Source organism: Maricaulis sp. B-26 (assembly GCF_056857855.1).
Map to the genome: position 1 here is coordinate 1 of NZ_JBSXNX010000021.1, position 25,410 is coordinate 25,410.

At 64.8% G+C, this 25,410-nt stretch carries 22 protein-coding genes; 10 read left to right on the plus strand and 12 right to left on the minus strand.

Going from position 1 to position 25,410, the window contains the following annotated elements; all coding sequences use genetic code 11:
- Positions 1–461: 461 nt before the first annotated feature.
- The 3 genes from hslV to AC13HB_RS07800 all read right to left on the minus strand — a co-directional run bounded on the left by hslV (position 462) and on the right by AC13HB_RS07800 (position 4,406).
- On the minus strand, positions 462–1,028 hold the full coding sequence (gene hslV, locus AC13HB_RS07790; RefSeq protein ID WP_482949182.1) for an ATP-dependent protease subunit HslV: 567 nt from the start codon (positions 1,026–1,028) through the stop codon (positions 462–464).
- A 111-nt stretch (positions 1,029–1,139) separates the two neighbouring features.
- Positions 1,140–3,182, minus strand: a complete 2,043-nt coding sequence (locus tag AC13HB_RS07795; RefSeq protein ID WP_482949183.1) for a putative bifunctional diguanylate cyclase/phosphodiesterase — start codon at positions 3,180–3,182, stop codon at positions 1,140–1,142.
- 216 nt (positions 3,183–3,398) lie between these two features.
- Positions 3,399–4,406 carry an adenosine kinase gene (locus tag AC13HB_RS07800; RefSeq protein WP_482949184.1) on the minus strand — a complete coding sequence of 336 codons (1,008 nt, stop codon included), beginning with the start codon at positions 4,404–4,406 and terminating at the stop codon, positions 3,399–3,401.
- Between the two features lie 109 nt (positions 4,407–4,515).
- Between AC13HB_RS07800 and AC13HB_RS07805 the strand changes: the two genes are divergently transcribed.
- Positions 4,516–5,412, plus strand: a complete 897-nt coding sequence (locus AC13HB_RS07805; protein WP_482949185.1) for an ATP-grasp domain-containing protein — start codon at positions 4,516–4,518, stop codon at positions 5,410–5,412.
- Between the two features lie 3 nt (positions 5,413–5,415).
- On the opposite strand, the gene nth is transcribed toward AC13HB_RS07805, so the two are convergent.
- Positions 5,416–6,156, minus strand: coding sequence for an endonuclease III (nth, locus tag AC13HB_RS07810; RefSeq protein WP_482949186.1), 741 nt, complete (start codon positions 6,154–6,156; stop codon positions 5,416–5,418).
- A 116-nt stretch (positions 6,157–6,272) separates the two neighbouring features.
- Between nth and AC13HB_RS07815 the strand changes: the two genes are divergently transcribed.
- Genes AC13HB_RS07815 through AC13HB_RS07830 form a run of 4 tightly spaced genes read left to right on the plus strand, consistent with a single transcriptional unit; the run spans position 6,273 to position 8,741 of the window.
- Positions 6,273–6,824 carry a DUF2244 domain-containing protein gene (locus tag AC13HB_RS07815; protein WP_482949187.1) on the plus strand — a complete coding sequence of 184 codons (552 nt, stop codon included), beginning with the start codon at positions 6,273–6,275 and terminating at the stop codon, positions 6,822–6,824.
- A gap of 10 nt (positions 6,825–6,834) precedes the next feature.
- Positions 6,835–7,683 (plus strand): methylated-DNA--[protein]-cysteine S-methyltransferase, encoded by an 849-nt coding sequence (locus AC13HB_RS07820; protein ID WP_482949188.1) that lies wholly within the window; start codon positions 6,835–6,837, stop codon positions 7,681–7,683.
- 10 nt (positions 7,684–7,693) lie between these two features.
- Positions 7,694–8,272: a hypothetical protein gene (locus AC13HB_RS07825; protein ID WP_482949189.1), complete on the plus strand. Its 579-nt coding sequence runs from the start codon at positions 7,694–7,696 to the stop codon at positions 8,270–8,272.
- A gap of 4 nt (positions 8,273–8,276) precedes the next feature.
- Positions 8,277–8,741 (plus strand): VOC family protein, encoded by a 465-nt coding sequence (locus AC13HB_RS07830; RefSeq protein WP_482949190.1) that lies wholly within the window; start codon positions 8,277–8,279, stop codon positions 8,739–8,741.
- Positions 8,742–8,756: 15 nt separating this feature from the next.
- On the opposite strand, the gene AC13HB_RS07835 is transcribed toward AC13HB_RS07830, so the two are convergent.
- Both AC13HB_RS07835 and dapB read right to left on the minus strand, forming a co-directional pair.
- Positions 8,757–9,431, minus strand: coding sequence for a helix-turn-helix transcriptional regulator (locus AC13HB_RS07835; protein ID WP_482949191.1), 675 nt, complete (start codon positions 9,429–9,431; stop codon positions 8,757–8,759).
- 201 nt (positions 9,432–9,632) lie between these two features.
- A complete protein-coding gene (gene dapB, locus AC13HB_RS07840) occupies positions 9,633–10,466 on the minus strand; it encodes a 4-hydroxy-tetrahydrodipicolinate reductase (protein WP_482949192.1) in 834 nt (277 codons plus the stop codon).
- Positions 10,467–10,613: 147 nt separating this feature from the next.
- On the opposite strand from dapB, the gene AC13HB_RS07845 reads away from it, so the two are divergent.
- On the plus strand, positions 10,614–14,195 hold the full coding sequence (locus AC13HB_RS07845; RefSeq protein WP_482949193.1) for a P-loop NTPase fold protein: 3,582 nt from the start codon (positions 10,614–10,616) through the stop codon (positions 14,193–14,195).
- A gap of 3 nt (positions 14,196–14,198) precedes the next feature.
- Here AC13HB_RS07845 and dnaJ read toward each other — a convergent pair whose 3' ends face one another.
- From dnaJ to dnaK, 3 genes are all read right to left on the minus strand, one after another.
- Positions 14,199–15,389 carry a molecular chaperone DnaJ gene (gene dnaJ, locus AC13HB_RS07850; RefSeq protein ID WP_482949194.1) on the minus strand — a complete coding sequence of 397 codons (1,191 nt, stop codon included), beginning with the start codon at positions 15,387–15,389 and terminating at the stop codon, positions 14,199–14,201.
- Complete coding sequence (locus AC13HB_RS07855; RefSeq protein WP_482949195.1) at positions 15,386–16,258, minus strand: FkbM family methyltransferase; 873 nt, start codon at positions 16,256–16,258, stop codon at positions 15,386–15,388. Before AC13HB_RS07855 ends, dnaJ begins: the two co-directional genes overlap by 4 nt.
- A gap of 63 nt (positions 16,259–16,321) precedes the next feature.
- Positions 16,322–18,238 carry a molecular chaperone DnaK gene (dnaK, locus tag AC13HB_RS07860; protein ID WP_482949196.1) on the minus strand — a complete coding sequence of 639 codons (1,917 nt, stop codon included), beginning with the start codon at positions 18,236–18,238 and terminating at the stop codon, positions 16,322–16,324.
- A gap of 363 nt (positions 18,239–18,601) precedes the next feature.
- Between dnaK and AC13HB_RS07865 the strand changes: the two genes are divergently transcribed.
- The 3 genes from AC13HB_RS07865 to AC13HB_RS07875 all read left to right on the plus strand — a co-directional run bounded on the left by AC13HB_RS07865 (position 18,602) and on the right by AC13HB_RS07875 (position 20,333).
- Positions 18,602–19,222, plus strand: coding sequence for an alpha-ketoglutarate-dependent dioxygenase AlkB (locus tag AC13HB_RS07865; protein WP_482949197.1), 621 nt, complete (start codon positions 18,602–18,604; stop codon positions 19,220–19,222).
- A gap of 151 nt (positions 19,223–19,373) precedes the next feature.
- Positions 19,374–19,721 carry a hypothetical protein gene (locus AC13HB_RS07870; RefSeq protein WP_482949198.1) on the plus strand — a complete coding sequence of 116 codons (348 nt, stop codon included), beginning with the start codon at positions 19,374–19,376 and terminating at the stop codon, positions 19,719–19,721.
- A 147-nt stretch (positions 19,722–19,868) separates the two neighbouring features.
- Positions 19,869–20,333 (plus strand): hypothetical protein, encoded by a 465-nt coding sequence (locus tag AC13HB_RS07875; protein ID WP_482949199.1) that lies wholly within the window; start codon positions 19,869–19,871, stop codon positions 20,331–20,333.
- 27 nt (positions 20,334–20,360) lie between these two features.
- Here the strand turns inward: AC13HB_RS07875 and AC13HB_RS07880 are convergent, their stop codons facing one another.
- Entirely contained in the window at positions 20,361–21,878 is a 1,518-nt protein-coding gene (locus AC13HB_RS07880; protein WP_482949200.1) for an FMN-binding glutamate synthase family protein, read from the minus strand.
- 314 nt (positions 21,879–22,192) lie between these two features.
- Here AC13HB_RS07880 and AC13HB_RS07885 point away from each other — a divergent pair, with 314 nt between their 5' ends.
- Entirely contained in the window at positions 22,193–23,548 is a 1,356-nt protein-coding gene (locus AC13HB_RS07885; RefSeq protein ID WP_482949201.1) for a serine hydrolase domain-containing protein, read from the plus strand.
- Positions 23,549–23,610: 62 nt separating this feature from the next.
- Here AC13HB_RS07885 and grpE read toward each other — a convergent pair whose 3' ends face one another.
- A complete protein-coding gene (gene grpE / locus AC13HB_RS07890) occupies positions 23,611–24,258 on the minus strand; it encodes a nucleotide exchange factor GrpE (RefSeq protein WP_482949202.1) in 648 nt (215 codons plus the stop codon).
- A gap of 6 nt (positions 24,259–24,264) precedes the next feature.
- Positions 24,265–25,344 carry a heat-inducible transcriptional repressor HrcA gene (hrcA, locus tag AC13HB_RS07895; RefSeq protein ID WP_482949203.1) on the minus strand — a complete coding sequence of 360 codons (1,080 nt, stop codon included), beginning with the start codon at positions 25,342–25,344 and terminating at the stop codon, positions 24,265–24,267.
- Between the last annotated feature and the right edge of the window lie 66 nt (positions 25,345–25,410).

Consider the following 25,410-nt stretch of genomic DNA (forward strand, 5'->3'; position numbering starts at 1 on the left):
GGACAGACAGTCAGCGCTTTTGCTGCCTCTCCTTACCGATGGCCACCACCGGGCCCTGCTTTGGTCAGTCAGCAGGGACGGGCAGGCTCCGTACTCCCCACACCCCCGGCGAACCAGGCCGGGCCTCGAGCGGTGCGAGAACGGGGTGATTATGGCTCGGCCTTGAAGGGTGGGGATAAATCTCTTCTGCAGCCTCCAAACACCCTCATCACCCGGCTTGTCCGGGGGCCTCGTCACTCAGGCAGACAGGAGAGTTGAGGTCCCCCGGATGACCGCTGCGCGGCCACCGTGGGATGACGCTGAAAGGGATAAGGCGTGCTGCCGCCATCCCGCCCTATGAACCCGGACCGGCCGAACCGGAGACGCCGGATGAGCCCACCGAGGAAGAGGAGGATTGTATCTGGGGCAATCCGCCGGAAGGCTCGGACCGGGAATTCTGCGCCGAACAGGACCGCCTGGGCCTAGCTGCCCAGCGTTTCCACCGTCAGGTTCTCGTTCGTGTAGACGCAGATGCGCGCCGCGATGGCCATGGCCTTGCGGGCGATGACTTCCGGGTCGGCTTCGTATTCGAAGAGCGCGCGGGCAGCGGACAGGGCGAAATTGCCGCCGGAGCCGACCGCGACGACGCCGTCTTCCGGCTCCAGCACGTCGCCGGCTCCGGTGAGGAGATAGGTCGCGTCGGCGTCGCCGACGATGAGCATGGCTTCAAGGCGGCGCAGATAGCGGTCCGTGCGCCAGTCCTTGGCAAGTTCGACGCAGGCCCGGGCCAGCTGCGAGGGGTATTGTTCCAGCTTGGCCTCGAGACGCTCGAAGAGGGCAAAGGCGTCCGCGGTGGAACCCGCAAATCCTGCCACGACATTGCCGTCGGCCAGACGGCGGACCTTTTTGGCATTGCCTTTCATCACCGTCGGTCCGATCGAGACCTGTCCGTCGCCGGCGACGACGAGGCGTCCTTCCTTGCGCACGGCGATGATGGTCGTTCCGCGCCAGGCGGTGGCATCGGTAGGTGACGGGGTGGTCTGGCTCATCGCGCTCTCCCTTCGCTCGGCCCAGGGCGGGACCGGCATCAGGATGTGGCGGGTCCGGGCGCCGGGATCAAGCCTTCAAAGCCATATCGCTGCGCCCGGATGAGCGGCGATCTATTCGCCGACGGCGCGGTCGGCCTGGCTCTCGGTGGCGTATTCGATGAAATCCGTCGCATGCATCGGGCGGCCGAAGAGGAAGCCCTGGGCCAGGGTCGCCCCCTGTTTGCGCAGCATGTTCATCTGCTCGGCGGTCTCCACGCCTTCGGCGACGGTTTCCAGCTTCAGCGACTTGGCCATGGCCAGAATGGTCTCGACGACGATCTTGGCGTGCTCGTCCGTGGTCATGTCGCGCACGAAGCTCTGGTCGATCTTGAACACGTCGAACGGCATGCGTGTCAGATAGGACAGCGAGGAATGGCCGGTGCCGAAATCGTCGATGGCGAAGCTGACGCCACGATCGCGCAATGGCTGGACCTGTTCGATGACCCGCTCCGGGTTTTCCATCGCGATGGACTCGGTGAGTTCCAGCTCCAGCAGGTGCGGCGGGAGCTCGGCTTCCTCGAGCGCGTCGAGCACGCTGTCGGAGAAGCCGTCGCGATCGAACTGCATGGCCGAGACGTTCACGGCGACCGGAATTTCCAGGCCCTGGCGGCGCCATTCGGCAGCCTGGCGGCAGGCCTTGCGCAGCACCCAGTCGCCGATCTCGCCGATCAGGCCGCACTCTTCGGCGGCCTCGATGAAGGCGCCCGGCGCGAGCAGGCCTGCGGTCGGGTGCTGCCAGCGCACCAGTGCTTCGGCACCGGCAACGCCGCCATCCTGCATCTTCACCTTGGGCTGGAAGTAGACGACCAGCTGGTCCTTCTGCACCGCATCGCGCAGCTCGTTCTCCAGGACCAGGCGCTCGAAGGCGGACTGGTTCATGGTCGGTTCGAAGAATTGCGCTGCCGAGCCGCCGGCCCGCTTGGCGTGAGCCATGGCGAGATCGGCATGGCGCATCAGGGTTTCCGGATCCGCGCCGTCCTGCGGGAAGACGGCGACGCCGACGGATACGCCCAGGAAGACCTGGTGGCCGGAGATTTCGAAAGGCAGGCGGATGGCGTCGACCAGCTTGTTCGCGACACGGGCCGCGTCGGCGCTGTCCTCGACATGCGGCAGCAGCACGGTGAATTCGTCGCCCCCGAGACGGGCCACCATGGAGTGCTCGAGATTGCCCGCCGCGAGGTCGCAGCCACGGGTCACTTCGGTAAGACGGCGGCCGACCATTTCCAGCAGGCGGTCGCCCTCGCCGATGCCGAGACTGTCATTGACGCGCTTGAAGCGGTCCAGGTCGAGGAAGAGGACCGCACCCGACGTGCCGTCCTCCAGCGCCTTGCGCGCAACCCGTTCGGTCTCCTTGCGGAAACGCTCGCGATTGGGAAGTTCCGTCACGAGGTCCACATAGGCAAGACGGTGAATGCGTTTCAGATTGCCGTCGAGACGGGCGAACATGCGATTGAAGGCATTGGCGAGCACTTCGAGTTCGTCGCCGGTCTTCACATCGATGCGCATGTCGAGATTCTTGGATGATGCGAGGCGGGCCGCATCGGTAAGAGTCTGTACCGGACGCAGGGCACGGCCGACGGCGAGCGCAGCCAGCGGCAGGAAAATACCGAGCGCGAACAGGGCGATCAGGGTCTGGCGGCGGATGGCCGCATTGCGCGAACTGGCGAGCTCGACGAGTTGCTGGCGCGAATAGATCACGCCGACCAGGCGCCGTGATTCCGTGTAGACCGGGGCCGCGACCTGGAGCGATCCATCATCCAGGGAATAGCGCAGATCGCCGGCGCCGAGCGACATCACGGCGAGATCGGCGGCGCGCAGCTGGCCTTCGTTACGGTCGTCGGAATAGGCCTCGCCGAGCACTTCGCGGCGATTGTTGATGACGTACATCTCGCTGGCACCGATATTGGCCAGCAATTCCTCGAGATAGCTGTCTATATAGGTGGAGTCGTTGTTGGACGCTGCGGTCGCAAGCCGGGTCGCCGAGCTTTGCAGCTGGGCGGTCGACCGTTCGATCAGCAGATTGCGGGTTTCTCTCTGTGCCGAGATGTTTTCCAGCATCATCAGCATGAGAGTGGTCGCGAAAATGAGCGCGCCGGTGAGAAGCGTGAACTTCATCACCAGAGACCGCATTACCCGCGACACCGCTTTGCGGATGGGCGCCATGTTTACCCCTGCTCGCAACCCGGGACGGGTCGCGACTACTCCACCAAACACCGGGCAGGTAACGAAACCCGCCCGTACTCATGGGGCAGACTGGCAGCAAGTTTTTGAATTGTCGTTAAAACGCCGGAATTGTTTCGTTAATGTTTTGGCGTTCGCCCGGGTTCGCCTTTATTCAAAGGCAATGCCGGACTGTTCGGCGAGTGTTTTCAGGGGCTTTTCGGGGCGAGCGCCGAAGTGGGAGATGATTTCGGCGGCCGAAATCGCGCCCATTTTGCCCGCTTCCTCGAGCGGCCGGCCCTGGGCCAGGCCGAGCAGGAAACCGGCGGCGAAGAGATCGCCCGCACCGGTCGTGTCGACGAGCTGGCCGACCGGCTCGGCCGCGACCGCAACCGTCTGCTCTCCGGCGACGATGACCGCGCCCTTTTCCGACCGCGTCACGGCGGCGATTGCGACGTCCTTGCGGGCCATCTCGATGGCGGTGTCGAAATCCCCGGTCTCGTAGAGCGCGGTGATCTCGGCCTCATTGGCCAGCAGGATGTCGATATGGTTCGCCACCAGGTGGCGGAAGGCGTCGCGGTGACGCTCCACGCAGAACAGGTCGGACAGGGTCAGCGCCGTGCGGCGGTTGTTGGCTGCCGCCATCTCGGCCGCGTGGACATAGGCCCGCTTGGCCTCCTCGCGGTCGAAGAGATAGCCCTCGAGATAGACGATTTCCGAAGCCTTGAGCGCGTCGGCGCCGGCTTCGACGTCTTTTTCCGTGACCAGGGCGGCCGCGCCGAGGAAGGTGCTCATGGAGCGCGCGGCGTCCGGCGTGACATTGATCAGGCAGCGGGCCGTGGCCGGGCCGTCCTTCAGTGCCGGCGTGTCGAAATGCACGCCGATGGTGCGGATGTCGTGGGTGAAGATCTCGCCCAGCTGGTCCTGCGCGACCTTGCCGATATAGGCCGCCTTGCCGCCCAGAGAGGCGATACCGGCAACTGTGTTCGCCGCAGAGCCGCCCGAGGCTTCCTTGCCGGGCTGCATCGCATCGTAGAGCTCGTGGGCGCGCGCCTCGTCGATGAGCGTCATCGCATCCTTGGCGATGCCCTGGGAGGCCAGGAAGTCATCGGTCGCCGGGGAGAGGACGTCGACGATGGCATTGCCGACGGCGAGCACGTCGTAACGGGCAGCAGACATGGGATATCTCGTGAATGGCTGTAGGTCGAAAACTGGGCGCAGGGTTAAACGCAGCGGGTCTCGATAACAAGGCTTGCCGTCATGACCGGCCTTGCCTACCAGACCGGTCATGACCGAGTTCACGCACACAATCGCCTTTCTGAGCGCGTCCTGCATGCTCAGGGACCACCCCGACGTCCGCAAGGATTACTGGGAATACGACCTGGAGATCGGCGCACTGGAGCCGGCCTGCCGTGCGGCGGGCCTGCGGCTGGAAACGCGGATCTGGGACGATCCGGACTTCGATCCGGCGGACTATGACGCCGTCGTGATCGGCACGTGCTGGGACTATATGGAAAAGCCGGACGCCTTCGCCAAAGTCCTGGAACGGTGCGACTGGGACAGCCATCTCCTCAACCCGCTCGACATTGTGCGCTGGAATACGCGCAAGACCTATCTCAAGGATCTCGCCGAACGCGGGGCGCCCATGATCCCGACGCTCTGGGCCGATCATGCCGATGACGCGACGCTCCGCTCTGCCTTTGACGCGCTGGGCACGGACGATATCGTGGTGAAGCCGGTTCTGGGCGCCGGCGCCTGGCGCCAGGCGCGCTTGCGCCGCGGCGAAGCCCTGCCCCCGGCCCACAAACTGCCGCCGGCCGAATGCATGATCCAGCCCTTCCTGCCGGCCGTTGCCGAGGAGGGCGAATACGCCTTCCTCTTCTTCGGCCGCGAATTCTCCCATTGTGCCAGGAAGATACCGGCGAGCGGCGATTATAGAGTCCAGTCGGAATATGGCGGGCATGAAGAAGTCCATACGCCGAGCGAGGCCGAGCTCGCCCTGGCCCGGTCGGTCATCGACTGCATCCCCGGCGACCTCCTCTATGCCCGCGTCGACATGCTGCGCGGCCTGGACGGCCAGCTCGCCCTGATCGAGTGCGAGCTGATCGAACCCTATCTCTACCCGGAGCAGGGCCCGCAGATGGGCCGGGTTTTTGCGACCGCGCTCAAGGGGATGCTGGGCTAGGCCTTACTTGGCGGGAGCCGGCGTCTTTTCCTTGAAGCGGCACAGGTCGGCGATGGGGCAGCGCCAGCATTCCGGTTTGCGGGCCTTGCAGAGATAGCGCCCGTGCAGGATCAGCCAGTGATGGGCGCCCTGCTTGTAGTCCTCCGGAACGATCTTCTCGAGCCGCATCTCCACCTCGAAGGGCGTCTTTCCCGGCGCGAGGCCCGTTCGGTTGCCGACGCGGAAGATGTGGGTGTCGACAGCGATGGTGGGGACGCCGAAGGCTTCGTTAAGCACGACATTGGCGGTCTTGCGGCCGACGCCCGGAAGCGTTTCCAGCGCCTCGCGGTCGGACGGGACCTGGCCCCCATACCGTTCGACGAGGATTTTCGACATGGCGATCACATTCTTCGCCTTGTTGCGGAAGAGGCCGATCGTCTTGATCCGGTCTCGGACATGATCCTCGCCGAGGGTCAGCATTTTTTCCGGCGAATCGGCTTCCTCGAACAGTTTTTCGGTGGCCTTGTTCACCCCGACATCGGTCGCCTGGGCGGACAGGGCAACCGCGACAACCAGCGTATAGGGATTGGTATAGTTGAGCTCGGTGCGCGGAGCCGGACGGTCCTGGGCCAGGCGCGCGAAGAGGTCGTGCGCCTGTTCCCGGGTGAGGCCGCGCGGTCCGCGTTTTGCGGGCTTCTTCCGGGCCTTGGGCTTGGCGCTACGTTCGGGGGCGGGCTTCGCGGATTTGGGTGGCGTATCGGTCATGGCGGCAGATAAGCCGAGCCGGCGCGACCTGTCATCCCGTTTCCTGTGATCGCGCGTTTCGGACCACTTTGCGCCTCTGGGGTCCGCGCCCTATCTAGGTAGATATGAGACCGATCGTGGAAACCTGGCCGGCCGAAGCCGAGGGCGTGAACCGTCACGACGGGCCCGTCTTCATGGATGCGGAACTCGCGCCCAATCGCTCTTTGCGCAATCCGGCCTATATCGCGCTGATGGTCGCCATCGCGATCATCTCTTTCACGGCCGGCATCCTCTTCATTACCATCGGGGCCTGGCCCGTGACGCCCTTCTTCGGGCTCGACGCCTTGCTGGTCTGGTTGGCCTTCCGCATTTCCTATCGAGACGGACGGGCGCGCGAATGGGTACGCGTCGATGCGAGGGATATCGAGGTGGTGCGGCAATTGCCGACCGGCCATCGCCGCCGCTACCGGCTGCCCACCGCCTGGGTGCGGCTCGATCTCATAGATCCCGGAGCGCATCACGCCCAAGTGGCGCTGAGCGCACATGGCCGCGCCCTGGTGCTCGGAAGCTTCCTCAGCCCGCCCGAACGCAGCGCGTTTGCCGATGCGCTGGGGGCGGCGATCGACCGGGCTCGCCGCTCGGTGCGCGCACCGCAAGAACCGGGTGGAGCCGCGGCCGGCGAGGCGTAAACTGCGCCGCATGACCGTAACGACCGAATACCTCGACGCGTCCAGCCGCGATTATGACCGTATCGCCGATGCGCTCGCCTATCTCGGCGACAATTGGCGCGACCATCCCGATCTGGAAGCCGCGGCCGGGGCCGCAGGCCTGTCGCCGCACCATTTCCAGCGCGTCTTCACCCGCTGGGTCGGAATCAGTCCGAAGAAATATGTCGGCACGCTGGCTCACGACGCAGCGCGCGAGGCGCTCGAAGACGGCGCGAGCCTGCTCGATGCGAGTTTCGAGGCGGGCCTGTCCGGGCCCGGACGTCTGCACGACCTCTTCATCGCCCACGAAGCCGTGACGCCCGGCGATGCCAAGCGCCGGGGCAAGGGACTGTCCTTCGTCTGGGGGGCGGCGCCGACGCCCTTCGGCGAAGCCGTCTTCCTGATCGCGCCGCGCGGCCTGTCCGCTCTCGCCTTTGCCGATCCGGATGTGGAGGGTGGCTTCGGCGATCTCGAGGCGCGGTATCCGGCGGCGGACTATTCGCGCGACGATGCCGAGGCCCGGCGCTGGGCGGAACGCATCTTCTCGCCCGAAGAGACCAGTCCGATCCCGCTCGCTCTCTACGGGACGCCCTGGCAGCGTCAGGTCTGGCGCGCCCTGCTCGCCATTCCGCCGGGCGCGACGACGACCTACAAATCGATCGCCGAACAGGTCTGCACCGCCAGGGCCTCTCGGGCGGTCGGCGCGGCCGTCGGCGCCAATCCCGTCTCCTGGCTCATCCCCTGTCACCGCGTGCTCGCCAGCAATGGCAAGCTGACCGGTTATCACTGGGGTGTAGACCGCAAGCGTGCCATGCTCGCCTATGAGGCTGTGAGGCGTTAAAACACGGGACATGGATAGTCCCTTTGCCTATGCCGCCATCATCGCCCTGATCGCTGCGGCCGCCTTTTTCATCCGCTGGATCGCGTCTCGCCGCCGCCTCATGGAGGATGCGCGGATCGAATATGCGGAGCGTTGCGAGAGCAAGCCGAAGACGGTGAAGGGCGTGGACGCGGCGACCTTCGAGCGCATCTATGTGAGCGCGCATGAGCCGCGCTGGGCCCTCTATATCGCGGGGGCCCTGCTTCTTGCCATCCTGGTGACACCGCCGGCCGCTTTCGCGCTGGTCTGGCTGTGGCCTTTCATCGTCATGATGCTCGATGGCGGGCCCTGGTACGATGTCGGCTATTACCCGTGGATGTTCTACATCTTTTTCGGCATGTGCGCGATCTGGGCGCTGACCGGCGCCGTGGTGGCCCGTATCCACCATGCCCGCGCGCCGGAAGCCTTCAATCACGCGCTCGCCAGGGCCCGCGGCGAGCCGCTGGACGATGTTGTCATTCCGCGCAAACGCCCCAAATGGGCGGTGAAGGCGCGGCCGAACCCGGGCGGGTCCGCCGCCTCGAAACCGACCGAGACGAAAGAGGACTAGGCCGTTGCGTTATCTCCACACCATGCTTCGCATCAGCGATGTCGACGACAGTCTGCGCTTTTTCTGCGACGGGCTGGGTCTGAAGGAAATCAAGCGTTTCGACAGCGAGCCGGGGCGCTTCACCCTGATCTTCCTGGCCACGCCGGAAGATATCGAGGCCAGCGGCTGGACCGAGGCCGACGGCAAGCTGCCCGAGGGACTGCCCTGTGTGGAGCTGACCCATAACTGGGATCCGGAGGACTATTCCGGCGGCCGAAATTTCGGCCACCTCGCCTATCGCGTCGCCGATATCTACGCGCTCTGCGCCCATCTCGACGGCATGGGCTATCTCATCAACCGCCCGCCGCGCGACGGACACATGGCCTTCGTGCGCTCGCCGGACGGGATTTCCGTGGAACTCCTGCAGCGCGGCGATCCGCTCGAGCCGGCAGAACCGTGGGCCTCGATGGAGAATACGGGGAGCTGGTAATGGCTTGCCGGCGGCTTAGCCCGCCTGCCGGATGTCCTCGAAGCGCTTGCCGGGCTCGTCCTCGAAACTTTCCGCCAGCACGGTGAGGCGTTCGATACGGTCGGTGCGGAAATGGCGGAAGTCGTCGCGCAGTTCGCACCAGGCCGACAAGAGCCAGACATTGCCGAAACAGGTCAGCGCCAGCGGGCGCAAAATGCGTTTCGTGGTCTCGTCCGAAAGCGATTTGTAGACCACACGCAGCTTGCGGCGGTTGGCGATGGCATTGCGGACCGGGCCGAAGGCTTCCGGCCGCACGGTCTCCGCGAAAAAGGCCGCGAAGAGCGGCGTGGAGCGCAGGCGTTCGCGGTGCGTGTCCGGCAGGGCATGCTCGATCTTGGCCAGCGCCTCGCCCGCGGCCGAGGCGAGATCGCGATCGGCGGTCGCCTTCACCAGACGGGCGCCCAGCGCCAGTGCGTCGAGTTGTTCATAGCTGAAGGTCAGGGGCGGCAGGTCGAATCCGGGGCGCAGCACATAGCCGACGCCCGCTTCGCCGTCGATCGGCGCGCCCGAGGCGATGAGATGGGCGATATCGCGATAGATGGTGCGCTCGGACACGTCGAACCGGTCGCCCATTTCCTGGGCCGTGACCGCACCCGGCGCGGCTTCGCGCAGGGCCTGGACGATGCGGATGAGACGATCTGCGCGGCGCACTGACACCTCCTGAAGGTCGCGACGTCGCTTGGGAAGTCGCCTGTCCGGAAGGTGTCAGGGTTCGCTGTCTTAGGCAAGCATGGACCGTTAGCGCGTCTGTCCTGTGTTGCCAGCACGCATGGCGATCAATGTTTCACGTGCAACATTGCATATTTGGCAGGATGTGTCGGGAAATCGGAGGCTCGGTCCTGACATCAATTGTCAGCTCGATGTCGCGCCGACCACGTCATGCATGCTGTGCATCCCGGCCGGCCGGCCTTGCCCGTTATTATGCATCCAGATTGCCGCCGCCAGGGCGCCGCGTGCGAAGACGGCCCGGTCGAAAGCCCTGTGGGAAATGGTGATTTCCTCCATTTCCGAAATAAAGCGAACGCTGTGATCGCCGATAATGGAGCCGCCTCGTGTCACGGCAAAGCCGATCGAACCGCCCTCGCGCGGCCCGGTATGGCCTTCGCGGGCCCAGACGGCGACATCGCCCAGCGACTGGCCGCGCTTTTCCGCAGCCGCCCGGGCCAGCATCAGCGCCGTGCCGGAGGGCGCATCGGCCTTCATGCGATGATGCGCTTCCTCGATCTCGATATCCCAGACGTCGGCCGGAAGCGCAGCCGCTTGCCGGACCAGCGTCTCCGCCATTGCCACGCCAAGCGAGAAGTTTCCCGCCCAGAGCAGGGGCAGGCGCTGGGCCGCAGCATTCAGCCGCTCGTCCTGCGCCTCGGAAAAGCCGGTCACGCCCGTTACCAGGGGTGGTCCGCCTTTGCCGGCAAGGTATTCGGCGGCCTCGACCGTGGCGTCGGGCAGGCTGGCATCGATGACGATATCCGCGCTTTCGACGGCTTCGGACAGGCTGGATACGCTCGTTACGCCGACGGGATCGCGCCCGGCCAGAATGCCGATATCCTTGCCCACGGCATCTGAGGAGGCCCGCACCAGCGCTCCGGCCAGCTCGACGCCCTCGGAATCGATGATCTCCCGGCAGATCGCACCGCCCAGCCGGCCGGTTGGCCCCAAAACGCTGATCCTGACAATTTTTGTCACGGCGTGCTCCCTATCCTGCGGACCCGGAACCCTAATCCGCCCCGCCGCCCCTGTCACCAAGGCGGGGCCGATCCAGCCCCGACGCCCGCGCCTTGCTTTCCCGCACAGATGGCGCGATTTTACCCCTGCAGCGAAAGGATGTGATCCATGAGCGTTGCTTCAATCGTTCAGGACTGGCCCGAAACGCTGATCGCGCTGGGCAGCCGGCTCGCCGATCAGCTTGGGGCGCTCGATAGCGCCGTGTCCGAACTCATGATGGGAAAGATGGACCGGACCGACAGTTTCGACCCGGCTGCCATGAAATATGTTCATGAGGTATTGGACTCGGCTCATCAGGTTCCGGAGATGCCGCTGGCGGAATTCCGGAGCCGGGTCGAGGCCTTGAGCAAGCCGCTCGAAGACATTCGCGCAGCGCTCTATGATGACACCGACGCCCGCGCGGCCCGCGCCGGCAAGCTGGCGGGCGATGCGCTCAAGACATGCCGGAGCTTCCTCCAGGCGAGCCTGCCGGACGAGGTGTTGAAGCAGGCGCCGCGCGGAATGGAACCAGCGCCGGATGCGGGCGAGATAACAGACGACGAACCGGAGGAACCGGCAGACGTCGCCGCCGGGGACGGCCTGTTCGATACCGGCGACGCCGCGATCTGCCTTGGCGATCTGCTCCGGGCGAAGCGGGGCCGCGGTCTCGCCCTGTCGGGAACTCTGCGGGTGTGGCTGCAAAGGGCGGGATTCCTGGCTGCCGAGCGGCATCAGCGCCGCGATGTTCTGGCAGGTGGCGAGGAGAAAGAGGTTCACGCCGTCTCACCAGAGCACGTCCTGACCGCGATGCTCTGCGGTCGTCCGACGGAGAAGTCCCGAACGGCCATTGGTCCCTATATCGATATGTATGACGCGCTGTTGGCCTTTGTTCACACAGGCGTACCGAGCGGGTTCAAAGAGCGGGTTCTGGACGCAGTACTCGAAGTGCTGGAAGCAGCGGGTGCGGCGGGCAAGAAGCTTCAGCTCGACCGGCTCGAAGCGGTCCGGCCCCGGATCTATCTCACACCCGAGACGGTCGACATCCTGCGGGCGGCGGACCGCATTCGGGGACAGACCGTGCCAAACCAGCCACGGATCGACGCCCGCCATCTGGCCGCTGCGTTTCTGCTGGAGCCTGTTGCCTGGCAGGGTTTTTCAGATTTGACGAGGCGTGACCAGAATGCTCCGGCCTGGGAATTCTTCGCCAGTGCGATCGAGTCACAAATCATCGACAGTCTCTGGGAGGGCGAGGACGAGGATGCCTGGCGGCAGATCTTCCAGACGGTCGCCGGTAATGGGTCGCCGCTGATCGTCACGCCGCAAGGCGCCCCGGTTCCACGCTATTCCCGAGACAAGCCCTGGGTCGGCGACAAGGGGGAGCTTCAATCCGATCCGCTGGGCGTCGTGGCCGATGCCCGGGCCATGGCCGATCTCATCTTGTTGAAAGAACCCGGCCCGCCATTGGCGATCGGCCTGTTCGGCGATTGGGGGTCGGGCAAGTCGACCTTCATGGACATATTGCGGCGGGCCATCGACGAAAATGCGAGCCGGGCGCAGTCGATACGCGGACATGTTGAAGCCGCCAGGGCCGACCCCAATCTCGTACCTGTATATACGGAAGAATCCCTCCTGCCCTTCGTCGAGAACGTCGCCCATATCCGCTTCAATGCCTGGCATTATGCAGAAGCCAATCTTTGGGCGAGCCTGGCAGCCCAGATATTCCGCGAACTCCTGACCAGCACGGAAGCGTCCGAAGACGGCGCAATTCCGCCCTACCGGCGCGAGCAGATCGAGAATCTGATCGGCAAGCTGGGCGTGGCTGAGGACGCGGCCCGGACCGCCCGACAGGACCTCGATGAGGCCCGGCATGCAGCCAATCGGGCCCGGAAGAATCTCAGCCAGCGCCGCAAGGCGCGGGCCGAGGCCGAGGCGGAATTGTCCAAGACACGTCAGCCGGTCGGATGGGAATCGATCGAGCTCGATGTGCGCTCGCTCGAACCTGTCATGCAGGCGCTCGGGCTGGGCGATGCGGCTCCGGATGTCGAGGCCCTGGTCGAGCTGGCGGATGAATCCCGCGGCCTCGCCGGACATCTGCGATATCTGCTGACAGCGACCCTGGGCGGGCAGCGGCCCGATCGCGCTGTCGTCACGCGCGCCCTGGTCACTTTTGGCGGGATTGCGGGCGGCGGTGTCATCCTGGCCCTGCTGATCAACCTGTTCGCGCCCCAGATCGCGAATGTCGTGGCCTGGCTATCGGCGATGATCGGGGCTGCGGGCGGTGCCGGACGCTGGCTTGGTCCGCATATCCAGACGGTCAACGCACATATCGGGCGATTGCGTCAGGCGCGAGATGCGGCGGTCGAGCAAAAACGCGAGGCCGAGCGCCGGGCGCGGGCGGAAGAGCGGGCGGCTGCTGATGCGCTCGCGGTCGCCGAAAGCGCCGAGACCGCCGCGCGATTGTCTTACGAGGAAAAGCAGGACGCGTATGAACGCGCTGCGGACCTGCATCGGGGCGAGCGTCCCGGCGAGCTCTTTCTTCGTCTGATCGAGGAACGGGCCGGAGAGGACGGGTATCGCAAGCATCTTGGCCTCGTTTCCCAGTTACACGACGATTTCCAGCTGATGTCCGAACTCCTCGTGCGTCAGGCGGAGCGGCGCGAGACAGGCGCGAATGCGGATCCATCGGACGAGTTGCCGGCTATCGACAGGATCGTGCTCTATATCGACGACCTGGATCGATGCCCCGACGAGACCGTGGTGAAGGTGCTGGAAGCGGTTCATCTTCTCTTGGCCCTGCCTCTCTTTGTCGTAGTGGTCGGCGTGGATGCGCGCTGGCTGGAAGGGGCATTGGAGCGCCAATACGCGGCTCAACTCAGCTCGAACGAAATACGTCCGGAAGACTATCTCGAGAAGATTTTCCAGCTGCCCTATTGGCTTCGCCGTCTCGACACGCGCGAGAGCGGGAGTTTTCACAGTCTTACCGCCTCCCTTCTGACTCGCGAGGAAAAGGCAGCCTATCAAAGCTGGCGTGACAGACGCTCGAAACCGGAGACGCCCGATAGCCGTGAGGGCGAGCATGACGAGAGCCCGGACGAGGCGACCGATACGGACGGGGTTGCGTCAGCGCTTGGCCGGATACGGTTGAAGCCGGAGGAGCGGGAAACCATCGAGTCCGTGCGAGAGGCGGTCGCCCTGACGCCGGAGGAGGTCGCCGTCATCGGCGCGTTGGCGCCCCTGGTCGGCAAGTCGCCCCGGTCGACCAAGCGCTTCATGAATCTCTACCGGTTCGAAAAGGCGCGGCGCATGCAGAAGGAGGCAGGCCTCTTCATGGGTGAGGGCGATGAAACGCCGGAATACCTTTCTGTCATGGTCGTCCTGGCTCTGGCGGTGGGCTTCGACCCGGAGACTTTCGATATTCTGATGCGGCAGACAGGGCTCCTCGCTGCCGCGAAGCGTTCGGTCAATGCCGAAAAGGGCGATAGTAGCCGCGAAGACGCGCCGCCCTCATTCTATCGCCGACTGGCCGGAGGCGGCACAGACAAGGCCGATACGGCCTATATCCGCTTCAAACCAGTCGTCGAGAAAATAGCGGCGGCAGGCGATGGACTGGCCAAATTCAGGAAGGTCGAGGATATCGACCGTCAGATCGCGCAGCTCGCCCGGGCCGGGCGCTTGCCGCGCCTGACCTTCAAGCGGCCCTATCAGGCCTGAATCCTAATTCGCGTTCGGGCGGCCGTCATCGGTGGTGACGTCGTCCCAGAAGCGCTTGACCTTGTCGAAGAAGCCGTCGCTGTCCGGATTGCAACCCTCGCCGGAGAGCTCGCAGAACTCGGCCAGCAGCTCTTTCTGGCGGTCGCAGAGATTGCGCGGAGTCTCCACGAAGAGCTCGACGATCATGTCGCCGCGCGGGCCGCCGCGCAGGCGGGGCATGCCCTTGCCGCGCAGACGCATGCGACGGCCGGTCTGGGCGCCTTCGGCGATTTTCATCTCGGCCTTGCCGCCCTCGATCGTGGGCACCTGGATGGTGCAGCCGAGCGCAGCCTGCACCATGGAGGCCGGCGTGCGGCAATAGAGATTGGGGCCGTCGCGCTCGAAGATCTCGTGCGGCTTCACGGAGATGAAGATGTAGAGATCGCCGCGCGGTCCGCCGCGGGCGCCCGCCTCGCCTTCGCCGGCCAGGCGGATGCGGGTGCCGTCCTCGACGCCCGCCGGAACGGTGACGTTGAGCGTGCGGTTCTTGCGGACCCGGCCGACGCCGTCGCAATCCTGGCAAGGCGTCTTCACATACTGACCCCGGCCGCCGCACTGCGGGCAGGTCTGCTCCATGGTGAAGAAGCCCTGGGAGCGGCGGATCCGGCCTGCGCCGCCGCAGGTACCGCATGTTTCCAGCTCGGTGCCCGGTTCATTGCCCTGCCCGTCGCAGCGTTCGCATTGCAGCGCCGTCGGCACGGTGATGGTGGCGTCCTTGCCGTTGAAGGCGTCTTCCAGGGAAATCTCGAGATCGAAGCGCAGGTCTGCGCCCCGTGCCGGACCGCTGGACCGACCGCCGCCGCGGCGTCCGCCCATACCGCCCATATTGAAGGCGTCGCCGAACACCTGTTCGAAAATATCGGCAAAATCGGCTGCACCGGCTGCGCCACCGAACGGGCCCTGTCCGCCACCGCCGAAACCGCCGCCCTGTTCGAAAGCGGCATGACCCATACGGTCGTAAGCGGCCCGCTTGTCCGGGTCGGAGAGCACGGCATAGGCTTCGCCGACTTCCTTGAACTTCGCTTCGGCCTCGGCATCGCCGGGATTGCGGTCCGGGTGGTATTTCATCGCCTGCTTGCGATAGGCGCTCTTCAGCGCCTTTTCGTCGACGCCCTTCTCGACGCCGAGAACCTCGTAGAAATCGCGCTTGCTCATGACTTTTCACCTGTCGGCAGGACCAGCACCGCGTTCTGTCGCGTCTGGCGCGCTACCTCGTATCCGTGTTTCAGGCACAATCCGGCGGCGCCTTCGGTGATCGCCGCCTCGTGCCGGGTTTCCAGAAGGATCATCGCCGGCCACAGGGTTTGCGGCGCGCCGGCAAAAAAGGCACCCAGCACCACTTCCTCGAAGCCCTCGATGTCCATCTTCATGATGTCGACCCGGTCCGTGCCCGCCTCTTCCAGCGCGGCCCGGAGCGGGCGTAGTCTGATCGTCTCGCCCGTTTCGCCCTCGGCCTGGCCTATATGGACCTCGCCGCGATTGGTCGCCGACTGGATCAGCTCCGCCTGGCCCTCTTCGGCGCCGAGCGCATAGGGCAGAACCGTGACGTCCTGCGCGCCGGACGCTGCGAGATTGAATTCGAGGCGGCGGCGGTTCTCGATATCCGGTTCCACGGCGACCGCTTTCAGGGGGCGTTCGAGCGCTTTCGCGTCCGCGAGAACCGAAAGCGTGTAGAGGCCGGCATTGGCACCGGCATCGACGAAGACGAAGGGCCGGTCGTCGCCATGGGCAGCGATCGCATCGCGGATCGTGGCGCGTTCTTCGCGATCCCAGGTCTTCGATCCGGCGAAAACCCGCTTTTCGCAACGATTGTCGCGCAGGTGCACGCGGGCGAACTGGCCGGGAAAGACCTCGACATCGGCGATATCAAGACCGCCGGACATCAGGAGGCGGCGGACCACGCTTTCCGCCCCCCGGCGCAGGGCGTCACCCGGAAGCGCCATCGGCAGGCGCCGCAAACGTTCGGCCGGTGCCGAAAGTGCGAAGGCGCCGAAGGGCGCTGAGATGGGATCGGGCCGGGACATGGGTCTCGGAGAAAGCCGCGGGGCCGGACCGGGGCAGCCCTGGGGCCGCCCCGGATCCGCGCCTTACGCGTCTTTCTTGTTCTCGTCGTCGACCTCGGAGAATTCCGCGTCGACCACGTCGTCATCGGTGCTTTCCGCAGTGGCGTCTTCGCCGCCCTCGGCCGGCGCTTCGGATTGCTGGGCCGCATAGACGGCCTCGCCGAGCTTCATGGCCGCCTGGACCAGCGCCTGGGTCTTCTGCTGGATGGCTTCGAGATCTTCGCCATCCTTGACCTCTTTCAGCTCGGCAAGAGCGGCCTCGATGGCCTCCTTGTCGGCAGCCGGCACTTTCTCGCCGAACTCCTCGAGCTGGGACTCGGTCTGGTGGAGCAGGGCCTCGGCGCCATTCTTGGCCTCGACCAGCTCTTTCTTCTTCTTGTCCGCCTCGGCATTGGCCTCGGCGTCCTTGACCATTTGTTCGATGTCGTCGTCCGACAGACCGCCGGAGGCCTGGATGCGGATGGCCTGCTCCTTGCCGGTCGCCTTGTCCTTGGCGGAGACGTTGACGATGCCGTTGGCGTCGATGTCGAAGGTGACCTCGATCTGCGGCAGGCCGCGCGGAGCGGGCGGAATGCCGACCAGGTCGAACTGGCCGAGCAGCTTGTTGTCCGCCGCCATTTCACGCTCACCCTGCGAGACGCGGATGGTCACGGCCGTCTGGTTGTCGTCGGCGGTCGAGAAGGTCTGCGACTTCTTGGTCGGGATCGTCGTATTGCGCTCGATCAGGCGGGTGAAGACACCGCCCAGCGTCTCGATGCCCAGCGAGAGCGGGGTCACGTCGAGCAGGAGCACGTCCTTGACGTCGCCTTGCAGGACGCCGGCCTGGATGGCCGCGCCCATGGCGACGACCTCGTCCGGGTTCACGCCCTTGTGCGGATCCTTGCCGAAGAAGCCCTTCACGGCTTCCTGCACCTTCGGCATGCGGGTCATGCCGCCGACCAGGACGACGTCGTCAATGTCGGAAGCGGACAGGCCGGCATCCTTGAGGGCTTTCTTGCACGGCTCCAGCGTGCGCTTGACCAGATCCTCGACGAGGGCTTCCAGCTTGGCGCGCGACAGCTTGATGTTCAGGTGTTTCGGACCCGAGGCATCAGCCGTGATGAAGGGCAGGTTCACTTCGTAGGAGGTGGCCGAGGAGAGTTCCTTCTTGGCCTTCTCGGCTTCTTCCTTCAGGCGCTGGAGAGCCAGCTTGTCGGCCTTCAGGTCGATGCCGTTTTCCTTTTTGAACTCGTCCGCGAGGTATTCGACGATACGCAGGTCGAAGTCTTCACCGCCGAGGAAGGTGTCGCCATTGGTGGCCTTCACCTCGAACACGCCGTCGCCGATCTCCAGGATGGAAACGTCGAAGGTACCGCCGCCGAGGTCGAACACGGCGATCGTCTTGTTCTCGCCCTTGTCGAGACCGTAGGCGAGAGCGGCCGCGGTCGGCTCGTTGATGATGCGCAGCACTTCCAGGCCGGCGATCTTGCCGGCGTCCTTGGTGGCCTGGCGCTGGGCGTCGTCGAAATAGGCGGGAACCGTGATCACGGCCTGTTCGACATTCTGGCCGAGATAGGATTCCGCCGTTTCCTTCATTTTCTGAAGCGTGAAGGCGGAGATTTCCGACGGGGAATATTTCTTGTCGCGGCCCTGGATCCACGCGTCGTTATTGTCCGACGGCACGATCTTGTAGGGGACCATGTCGACGTCCTTCTTGACGGTCGGGTCGTCCATGGTGCGGCCGATGAGGCGCTTGATCGCGAAATAGGTGTGGTCCGGATTGGTGACCGCCTGGCGCTTGGCCGGCTGGCCGATGAGGCGCTCGCCGTCCTCGGTGAAAGCGACGACGGACGGGGTCGTCCGGGCGCCCTCGGAATTCTCGATGACCTTGGCCTGTCCGTTTTCCATAACGGCCACACAGGAGTTGGTAGTACCCAGGTCGATGCCGATGACCTTGCTCATTGATCGTCTCTCCGTTTTTCCAAGCGGGACCGGCGCTGCGAATGCTGACCTTGAAGACAAGCGCCGCGCATTCCGCTCTCCGTCCCCTTCGGGATCGTCATTGATAGGGCCGGTGTGCCGACACCGGCGTGGTTCAAATCAGGCGGGGCAATAACCCCGCGTCTGGTAGGCGATTTAGGGAGAGGGGCGGAGGAGTGCAAGGCCTCTCTCAGCTCTCCTGCATATGGGCGATACGCATATGATATGCGGAAAACCCGGGATTGCGGAGCCGGGCCTGCTGAATCTGTCCGTCCGTGTCCTGAAACGGGTGGAAACGGGCGGCGGTGCACCTCATCTTGCCGGGTTATGACACAGGCCTTTTCCATGCCGGACGGCTTTCGCCTCCTGCCCGGCTATTTCGACCGGGCGGCCCAGCAGGGGCTGATCGACTCTGTCGTTGCCGCCACGCGGACCGCCCCGTTCTGGCGGCCTTCCATGCCGCGGACGGGAAAGCCGCTCTCGGTGATGATGACCAATTTCGGTCCGTTGGGATGGGTCACAGACAAGGCGAAAGGCTATCGATACGAGCCGGCGCATCCGGAAACCGGCACGCCCTGGCCGGACATGCCGCCGGCCCTGCTCGATCTGTGGGAGGCTTTCGCCGCCTATCCCGAGCCGCCGGAAGCCTGTCTCGTCAACTGGTACGGCCCGGACAGCCGGATGGGCATGCATGTCGACCTCGACGAGGCGGCCACGGATGCGGCGGTGATCTCGGTCTCGCTGGGGGACAGGGCGCGTTTTCGCATCGGCGGACCGCAACGGGGCGGCAAGACGGCGTCGATGATCGTCTCCTCGGGCGATGTCGTGGTGCTCGGCGGCGCGGCGCGGCGCTGCTATCACGGCGTCGACCGGATCTATCCGGATACTTCCACCCTCCTGCCGCAGGATGTGTTTCCCGGGGGCGGACGCATCAATCTGACGCTCAGGCGGGTCAATCTGCCCTGACCGGAAGACGGAGCCGATCACCGGGGTGCGCGTTATTCCTTTGCCTTGCTCCCTTGCGGGAGCGGAGTCATCATACGTGCGGGGGCGAGGAGATTTTCGCAGGACCGCCGTCCGTTCGCGACGGTGTGTCCGGTAAGGGAGAGACCACGCCATGATCCGCAATTATCTGCTTGTTTCGCTTGCCGCGCTCGGCATTGCCGCCTGTAGCGCGACCACACAGGGCGCTGCCACAGGTGCTGCCATGGGCGCCGCAGCCGGTGCGATCATCGGTAACAACACCGGGTCCGGCGATGCGGAGACCGGCGCCATCATCGGCGGCGTGGTCGGTGGTGCGGCCGGGGCCTATGCCGGTTGCCGCTATGAAGGAGGTTGCCGCTGGAATCAGAGCAACAACAATCATTCCCAGCTCTATTACGACCGGGCAGCAGGCCGTGAATACTATTTCGACCAGCGTGACGGCTGCACCTATTGGCGGAACGGCCAGTTCCGGAGCTGTTAATCGTCTAACAGGGTCTGCCGCACCCGGGCGGGTGGCAGGCTTTTGTCTTGCAACTTGACCCGCTTGGGGTAGCTTCGCGGCGCCGTCGGCTACGGCCTGGCGGCGCCGTTTCCTGTTCAGCCTTGTTCGAGTCTCCAGGGGTATTTCATGAAATGTATTGTGTCGGCTGCGGTCCTGGCGCTGTGCGTGGCGGGTCCGTTTTCCGCATCTGCGCAGGCGCAATGCCTCGAGATCGATGCCGAGCGCGGCTGGCAGAGCGTGAATCTGGACGGTTCGCCGGTCGAGGTCCGAAGCGTGGTCGGTACCTGGACGGTGGACGATCGCAATTATGAGGCGGTCGACTGGCGCGGTCATATCGGGGAGGCCCGCGAACGCCTCGCACGGCACAACCGGTACAAGTTCGATGCCCGCTTCGATTTCGGCGTGCTCCTGGTTCGCGACGATCAAGGGCTCGTGCCCCAGCAGCGTGCCGTGCCGGGATTTGCGACGACTGCGCGCAAACTCTCCTTCCGGATCAATGACGCGGATCACGCCCTGGGCGACAATAGCGGCTGGATGACCGTCTGCATCCGGCCCTATAGCGGACCCGGCCTGGCTGCGCGACCGGACTGACGGCCCGGCACCTCGCTGTTGCGAGGGCTAGTCCGGAGCGCGGTTCCGCTCGCTTTCATCCGGCGGCATGAAATCCATCGCTGTCATCGGAATGGAGCGGCCGTGTGCCTGCACGATGCGGACATGCTTGCGCCGCAGGCGCCGCGGTTCGGCAACGCCGCAGGAATGGGCGATAATCTCGACATGCCGGCGTACGCGTTCGGCATAGCGCGCGACCATGTCCGACTTCTCGCGCACCACCAGCCCCCTCTGCAGGCGCTTGTTGTGCGTGGTGACTCCGGTCGGACAGGTATTGCGATTGCATTTGAGCGCCTGGATGCAGCCCAGCGCGAACATGAAGCCGCGGCCGCACTGGACGAAATCGGCACCTGTCGCCAGGGCCCAGGCAACGGCGCCGGGCGTCAGCAGCTTGCCGGAGGCGACGATGCGGACCCGGCCGCGCAGCCCGTAGCGATCGAGAATCTCCACGGCGATGGGCAGGCTTTCGCGGATCGGAAGGCCGACATTGTCCATCAGCGCCATCGGCGCGGCGCCGGTGCCGCCATCGCCGCTGTCGATCGTGAAAAAGTCCGGCGCGCTCTCCGGTCCACGCCGCGTGATTTCCTCGCACAGCTCCTCGATCCAGCCATAGGCGCCGATACAGGCCTTGAAGCCGACCGGCTTGCCCGTGACCTCGCGGATATGACCGATCATGTCGAGCAGGCCGCCGATATCGTCGAATTCGGGATGCCGGTTGGGCGAGATCGAGGCCTTGCCCACGGGAATGCCGCGAATTCTCGCGATGTCGCGGGTGACTTTCTCCGCCGGCAGTATGCCTCCCTTGCCGGGCTTGGCGCCCTGGGAGAGCTTCAGCTCGAACATGCGCACCTTGTCGATGGCGGCCAGGTCGCGCAGCCGGTCGTCGCTGAGTGCGCCGTTCTCGTCGCGCACGCCGTATTTCGCGGTGCCGATCTGGAAGACGATGTCGCAGCCGCCTTCCAGATGCATGGGCGACAGACCGCCCTCGCCCGTATTCATCCAGATGCCGGCCTTTGCCGCGCCTCGCGAAAGCGCGCGGACCGCGGGTTTGGACAGGGCGCCATAGCTCATGCCGGAAATATTGAAAAAGGACGGTGCCTCATAGGGCTGAGGGCAATGCGGCCCGACAGTCAGGGGGCGTGTGGCGGCGGCATCGTCGTCGAGCAGGGGAAAGGGGCAATTGACGAAGATCGGCGTACCGACCTTGTCGAGCGGTTTGGTCGAGCCGAAGGGGATGGTATCGCCTTCATCGCGCGCCGACCGGTAGACCCATTCGCGCTCGGCCCGGTTGAAGGGCAATTCCTCCCGGTCCATGGCAAAGAAATATTGCCGGAAGAACTCGCCCAGCTTCGTGAAGAGATTTCGGAAACGCCCGACCAGAGGGTAGTTGCGGCGCACCGCATCCTTCGTCTGGGAGATGTCCGCGAGATAAAAGATCAGCCCGACGAAAACGAGCAGGCCGAGCGCCAGGATGAAGACCTGAGTCAGCAAATTCATCGCCTGCATGGCCCATGGTGGCAATCCCATGCGTATATCCTCTCCGCTTGCTGGGCGCATGATGGCGGAGGGTGAGCCTGAAGGCGAGGGGGCTCGCGCCTGTATGGCGCTGATGTGAGACGGTGTGAACGCACGGACGGAATCAGGGCGCTCCCCCGGTGACCGGCCCGGATCGGGCGCAATGCCGAACATGAAACCGCTCGTAATGCAGCCGCAATGAAACCGAATTAAGAAATCTGTCTGCGTTGGCGGTATCCTGCTGATTTGACGTAATGAAAAAGACTTCATTTGTCCGGTTCTGGGCTCCCGATATTGTCCGCGCTTGAATAATCATGGGGATTTACATGAACAGATACCTTGTCGCCGGTCTGTGCGGTTTTGGCCTCCTCGCCAGTCCTGCGCTCGGCCAGACGTCCGACCTGGCAGCCGAGATCGATACGATGCGGCGCGCCTATGGCGTGTCGGGACTGGCGGTTGCGGCCGTTTCCGGCTCGGACGTCATCATGGCTGAAGGATTCGGCACGTTCGACAATGTCGAGGTTGGCGCGGACAGCGCGTGTACACTCTACTCCGCCACCAAGGCCCTGACCGCACTGACGCTCGCTTCGCTCGTTGAGGAGGGACAGGTCGATCTCGAAGCCCCGTTGGGCCGTTTGCTGGCGGCCAGTCCGGAAGACTGGACCGATATCCCGCTCTGGAGATTGTACAATCACACCAGCGGCATCGCGATGATCGTCAATCGCGATGAATTCCGCGAAATCTCGCAAGATCCCGAAGCGGGAAATGCGGCGATCTACGAGGTCGTACGCGACCTGCCGCTGGACTATGAGCCGGGGGCGCATTCGCGCTATCAGCAAAGCGGTTATGCGGTCGCGGAGATGATCGCCGAGCAGCAGCTGGACGCCAGCTGGCCGGAACTCGTGGCGCGTCATCTGACCGGACCGGCCCGCGCGGAGCGCACATTTCACGGAGAGATCGCCGACGGCACGAAAACGGTGCCCATGATCACATCGGCGGGTGAATACCGGACCACACCTGCAGACATGACGCGTATCTTTCTGGCGCTCAATGCCGGCCATGTCGCTGATCGCGAGTTTCTCGCCGAACTGCTTTTCGATCCCCGCTATATCCAGGATGGATACGGCCTGGGCGTCATTGTCGAGGAAACAGCCGGAGAAATGACCCTGGGTCACAGGGGCGGTGGTGCGCGCGCCAATATCCGTTACGCCCCGCAATCCGGGATCGGCGTGATGGCGTGCACGGACCAGGTCGCCAATCGTGCGTTGACCATTCACGTCAGTGACATGGTCATGAATGCCCTGATCTCCGGCGAGGCGCCGCGTCCGCACATCGCCAGTCTTCTATACGCCTCGAACGATCAGTCAGCGCAAGCGCTTGCGGCGTTGTTCGAGCGGGAAAGAAACGATCCCGATACGCGTTTTGGCTTCGGGGGTGCTGAAGGGGTCATCAATGCACTGGGTTATGACGCGCTCGATGAGACACCCGGTGAAGCCCGCATCCTCTTCGAACTGAATACGCGCATGTATCCGGCCTCCGCCAATGCGTGGGATTCCCTGGCGGATGCGCAGCTGGCGCTGGGCGATTCAAGTGCGGCGCTTGCAAGCATGCGGCGTGCTCTCTCGCTGCAACCCGAAAACCCCTACTTTCAGTCGAGAGTGGCAGAACACGCGCCGGACTAGAGGCTCCACGTGAAACGGATCAGGCGGCAGCGCTGACGCGCTTGCCGCCTGAACGGTCTCCGTCAGGCCTTCACATCGACATTGCCGCCCGTGCTGCCGCCAGCTTCACCACCGCCGCTCGGCGAACCGGCGGAGACGGCGACCATGGCAGCGCGCAGGGTGCGGTCGCCGATCACGTATCCGGTCTGCATGACCGAGGCGATCTTGCCGGCCGGCTGGTCGGACGGGATCTGGGCGACGGCCTGGTGGCGGTGCGGGTCGAAGGCTTCGCCGGGCTGCGGGTCGACCTTCTTCACGCCGTGACGCTCCATCTTGGAGAGCAGCGCTTTTTCGGTCATGGCCACGCCCTCCACGAGATTCTTGATCGCATCGGAGGCCTCGTCGATCGCCGACTGTTCGACGGCGGCGACGGCGCGGGAGAGATTGTCGGCCACGTCCAGCATGTCCTTGGCGAAGGAAGACACGGCGTAGTCGCGAGTGTCCTTCACCTCTTTTTCCGAGCGGCGGCGCGTATTCTCGGCCTCGGCCAGGGCGCGCAGCAGCTTGTCGCGCATGGAGTCGAGTTCGCCGTTCAGCTGGGCGATGGTTTCCTCTGGCGTCACCTCGCCTGCCGGATGCGCCTCGGCCCCTTCGGCCGAACCGGTGTCGGCAGCGCCCTCCGGAGCTTCGGTTTCAGCTTCGGTCTGCGGGTTGTTTTCGGTCTCGTTCATTCCGTCTCACTCTCGCGATCGCGTGCCGTCCAGAATCTGGCCGACCACGCGGGCCGTGTAGTCCACCAGGGGAATAACACGCGCATAGTTCAAACGCGTCGGGCCAATTACACCCAGCGCGCCGATGATTTCCTGTTCCGAGTTCATATAGGGAGCCACGATCACGCTTGAACCCGACAGGCTGAAAAGGGGGTTTTCCGCGCCGATGAAGAGGCGGACCCCGTCGGCGTCGTGCGCCTTGTCGAGCAGGGTGATCAGCTCTTCCTTGCGTTCGAGATCCTCGAACAGCATGCGAATGCGCTCGAGGTCGCTCGCCGCCTCGACGCTTTCCAGCAGGCGGGCCTGGCCGCGTACGATCAGGGCCCGGTCGTCGCCGCGACCGCCCGCCCAGTCGGCCAGCCCCTGCTGGACGAGTTCCTCGGCCGCCCGGTCGAGCTGGGACTTGCGCTCGGCGATTTCCTGTTCGATGCCCGAACGCGCCTCTCCGAGGCTGCGGCCCTTGAGGCGAGTGGACAGGTAGTTGCCGGCTTCGACAAGCGCCGCCGGCGGAAGCCCTTCGGGCGCGCGCATGAGCCGGTTCTCGACCGAACCGTCCTCGAAGACCAGCACCGCCAGCGCCTCGGAGGCGGAGAGCGGGACGAATTCGACATGGCGCAAGGGCGCCTCGCGCTTGGGCGAGAGCACCAGGCCGGCCCCGCCCGACAGACCGCCGAGCAGATTGGAGGCCTCGTTGAGCAGATCCCGGGTCGATCGCCCCGAAGCGCCGACCTGGCCCTCGATCGCCTTGCGCTCGTCCGCGCTCAGCTCGCCGATCTGCAGCAGGCCGTCGACGAAAAGGCGCAAGCCCGCATGTGTCGGCATGCGCCCGGCGCTGGAATGCGGGGCGGTCAGCAGGCCCATCGCGGCCAGGTCTGCCATCGTATTGCGGATCGAGGCGGGCGAGAGGGTGAGATTGCCGGTCTGCGACAGGGTTCGCGAGCCGACCGGTTCGCCGGAGCGCAGATAGGTCTCCACGATTTCCCGGAAAATCGTGCGCATGCGTTCGTCGAGCGCGGCGAGGCCGGAGATGGAGCTGGGTTCGGACATGTCCCATCAATTAGTCGCAGCGTGCCGAGGGTTCAATTCCGTTTCGCCGCCGCTTCTCCTTGAAGC

Excerpts from the sequence above, each read along its gene's own strand:
- hslV (WP_482949182.1), bottom strand. The coding sequence starts at position 1,028 with ATGAGCCAGACCACCCCGTCACCTACCGATGCCACCGCCTGGCGCGGA.
- AC13HB_RS07795 (WP_482949183.1), bottom strand. The coding sequence starts at position 3,182 with ATGAAGTTCACGCTTCTCACCGGCGCGCTCATTTTCGCGACCACTCTC.
- AC13HB_RS07800 (WP_482949184.1), bottom strand. The coding sequence starts at position 4,406 with ATGTCTGCTGCCCGTTACGACGTGCTCGCCGTCGGCAATGCCATCGTC.
- AC13HB_RS07805 (WP_482949185.1), top strand. The coding sequence starts at position 4,516 with ATGACCGAGTTCACGCACACAATCGCCTTTCTGAGCGCGTCCTGCATG.
- nth (WP_482949186.1), bottom strand. The coding sequence starts at position 6,156 with ATGACCGATACGCCACCCAAATCCGCGAAGCCCGCCCCCGAACGTAGC.
- AC13HB_RS07820 (WP_482949188.1), top strand. The coding sequence starts at position 6,835 with ATGACCGTAACGACCGAATACCTCGACGCGTCCAGCCGCGATTATGAC.
- AC13HB_RS07825 (WP_482949189.1), top strand. The coding sequence starts at position 7,694 with ATGGATAGTCCCTTTGCCTATGCCGCCATCATCGCCCTGATCGCTGCG.
- AC13HB_RS07845 (WP_482949193.1), top strand. The coding sequence starts at position 10,614 with ATGAGCGTTGCTTCAATCGTTCAGGACTGGCCCGAAACGCTGATCGCG.
- dnaJ (WP_482949194.1), bottom strand. The coding sequence starts at position 15,389 with ATGAGCAAGCGCGATTTCTACGAGGTTCTCGGCGTCGAGAAGGGCGTC.
- AC13HB_RS07855 (WP_482949195.1), bottom strand. The coding sequence starts at position 16,258 with ATGTCCCGGCCCGATCCCATCTCAGCGCCCTTCGGCGCCTTCGCACTT.
- dnaK (WP_482949196.1), bottom strand. The coding sequence starts at position 18,238 with ATGAGCAAGGTCATCGGCATCGACCTGGGTACTACCAACTCCTGTGTG.
- AC13HB_RS07865 (WP_482949197.1), top strand. The coding sequence starts at position 18,602 with ATGCCGGACGGCTTTCGCCTCCTGCCCGGCTATTTCGACCGGGCGGCC.
- AC13HB_RS07870 (WP_482949198.1), top strand. The coding sequence starts at position 19,374 with ATGATCCGCAATTATCTGCTTGTTTCGCTTGCCGCGCTCGGCATTGCC.
- AC13HB_RS07875 (WP_482949199.1), top strand. The coding sequence starts at position 19,869 with ATGAAATGTATTGTGTCGGCTGCGGTCCTGGCGCTGTGCGTGGCGGGT.
- AC13HB_RS07880 (WP_482949200.1), bottom strand. The coding sequence starts at position 21,878 with ATGGGATTGCCACCATGGGCCATGCAGGCGATGAATTTGCTGACTCAG.
- AC13HB_RS07885 (WP_482949201.1), top strand. The coding sequence starts at position 22,193 with ATGAACAGATACCTTGTCGCCGGTCTGTGCGGTTTTGGCCTCCTCGCC.
- grpE (WP_482949202.1), bottom strand. The coding sequence starts at position 24,258 with ATGAACGAGACCGAAAACAACCCGCAGACCGAAGCTGAAACCGAAGCT.
- hrcA (WP_482949203.1), bottom strand. The coding sequence starts at position 25,344 with ATGTCCGAACCCAGCTCCATCTCCGGCCTCGCCGCGCTCGACGAACGC.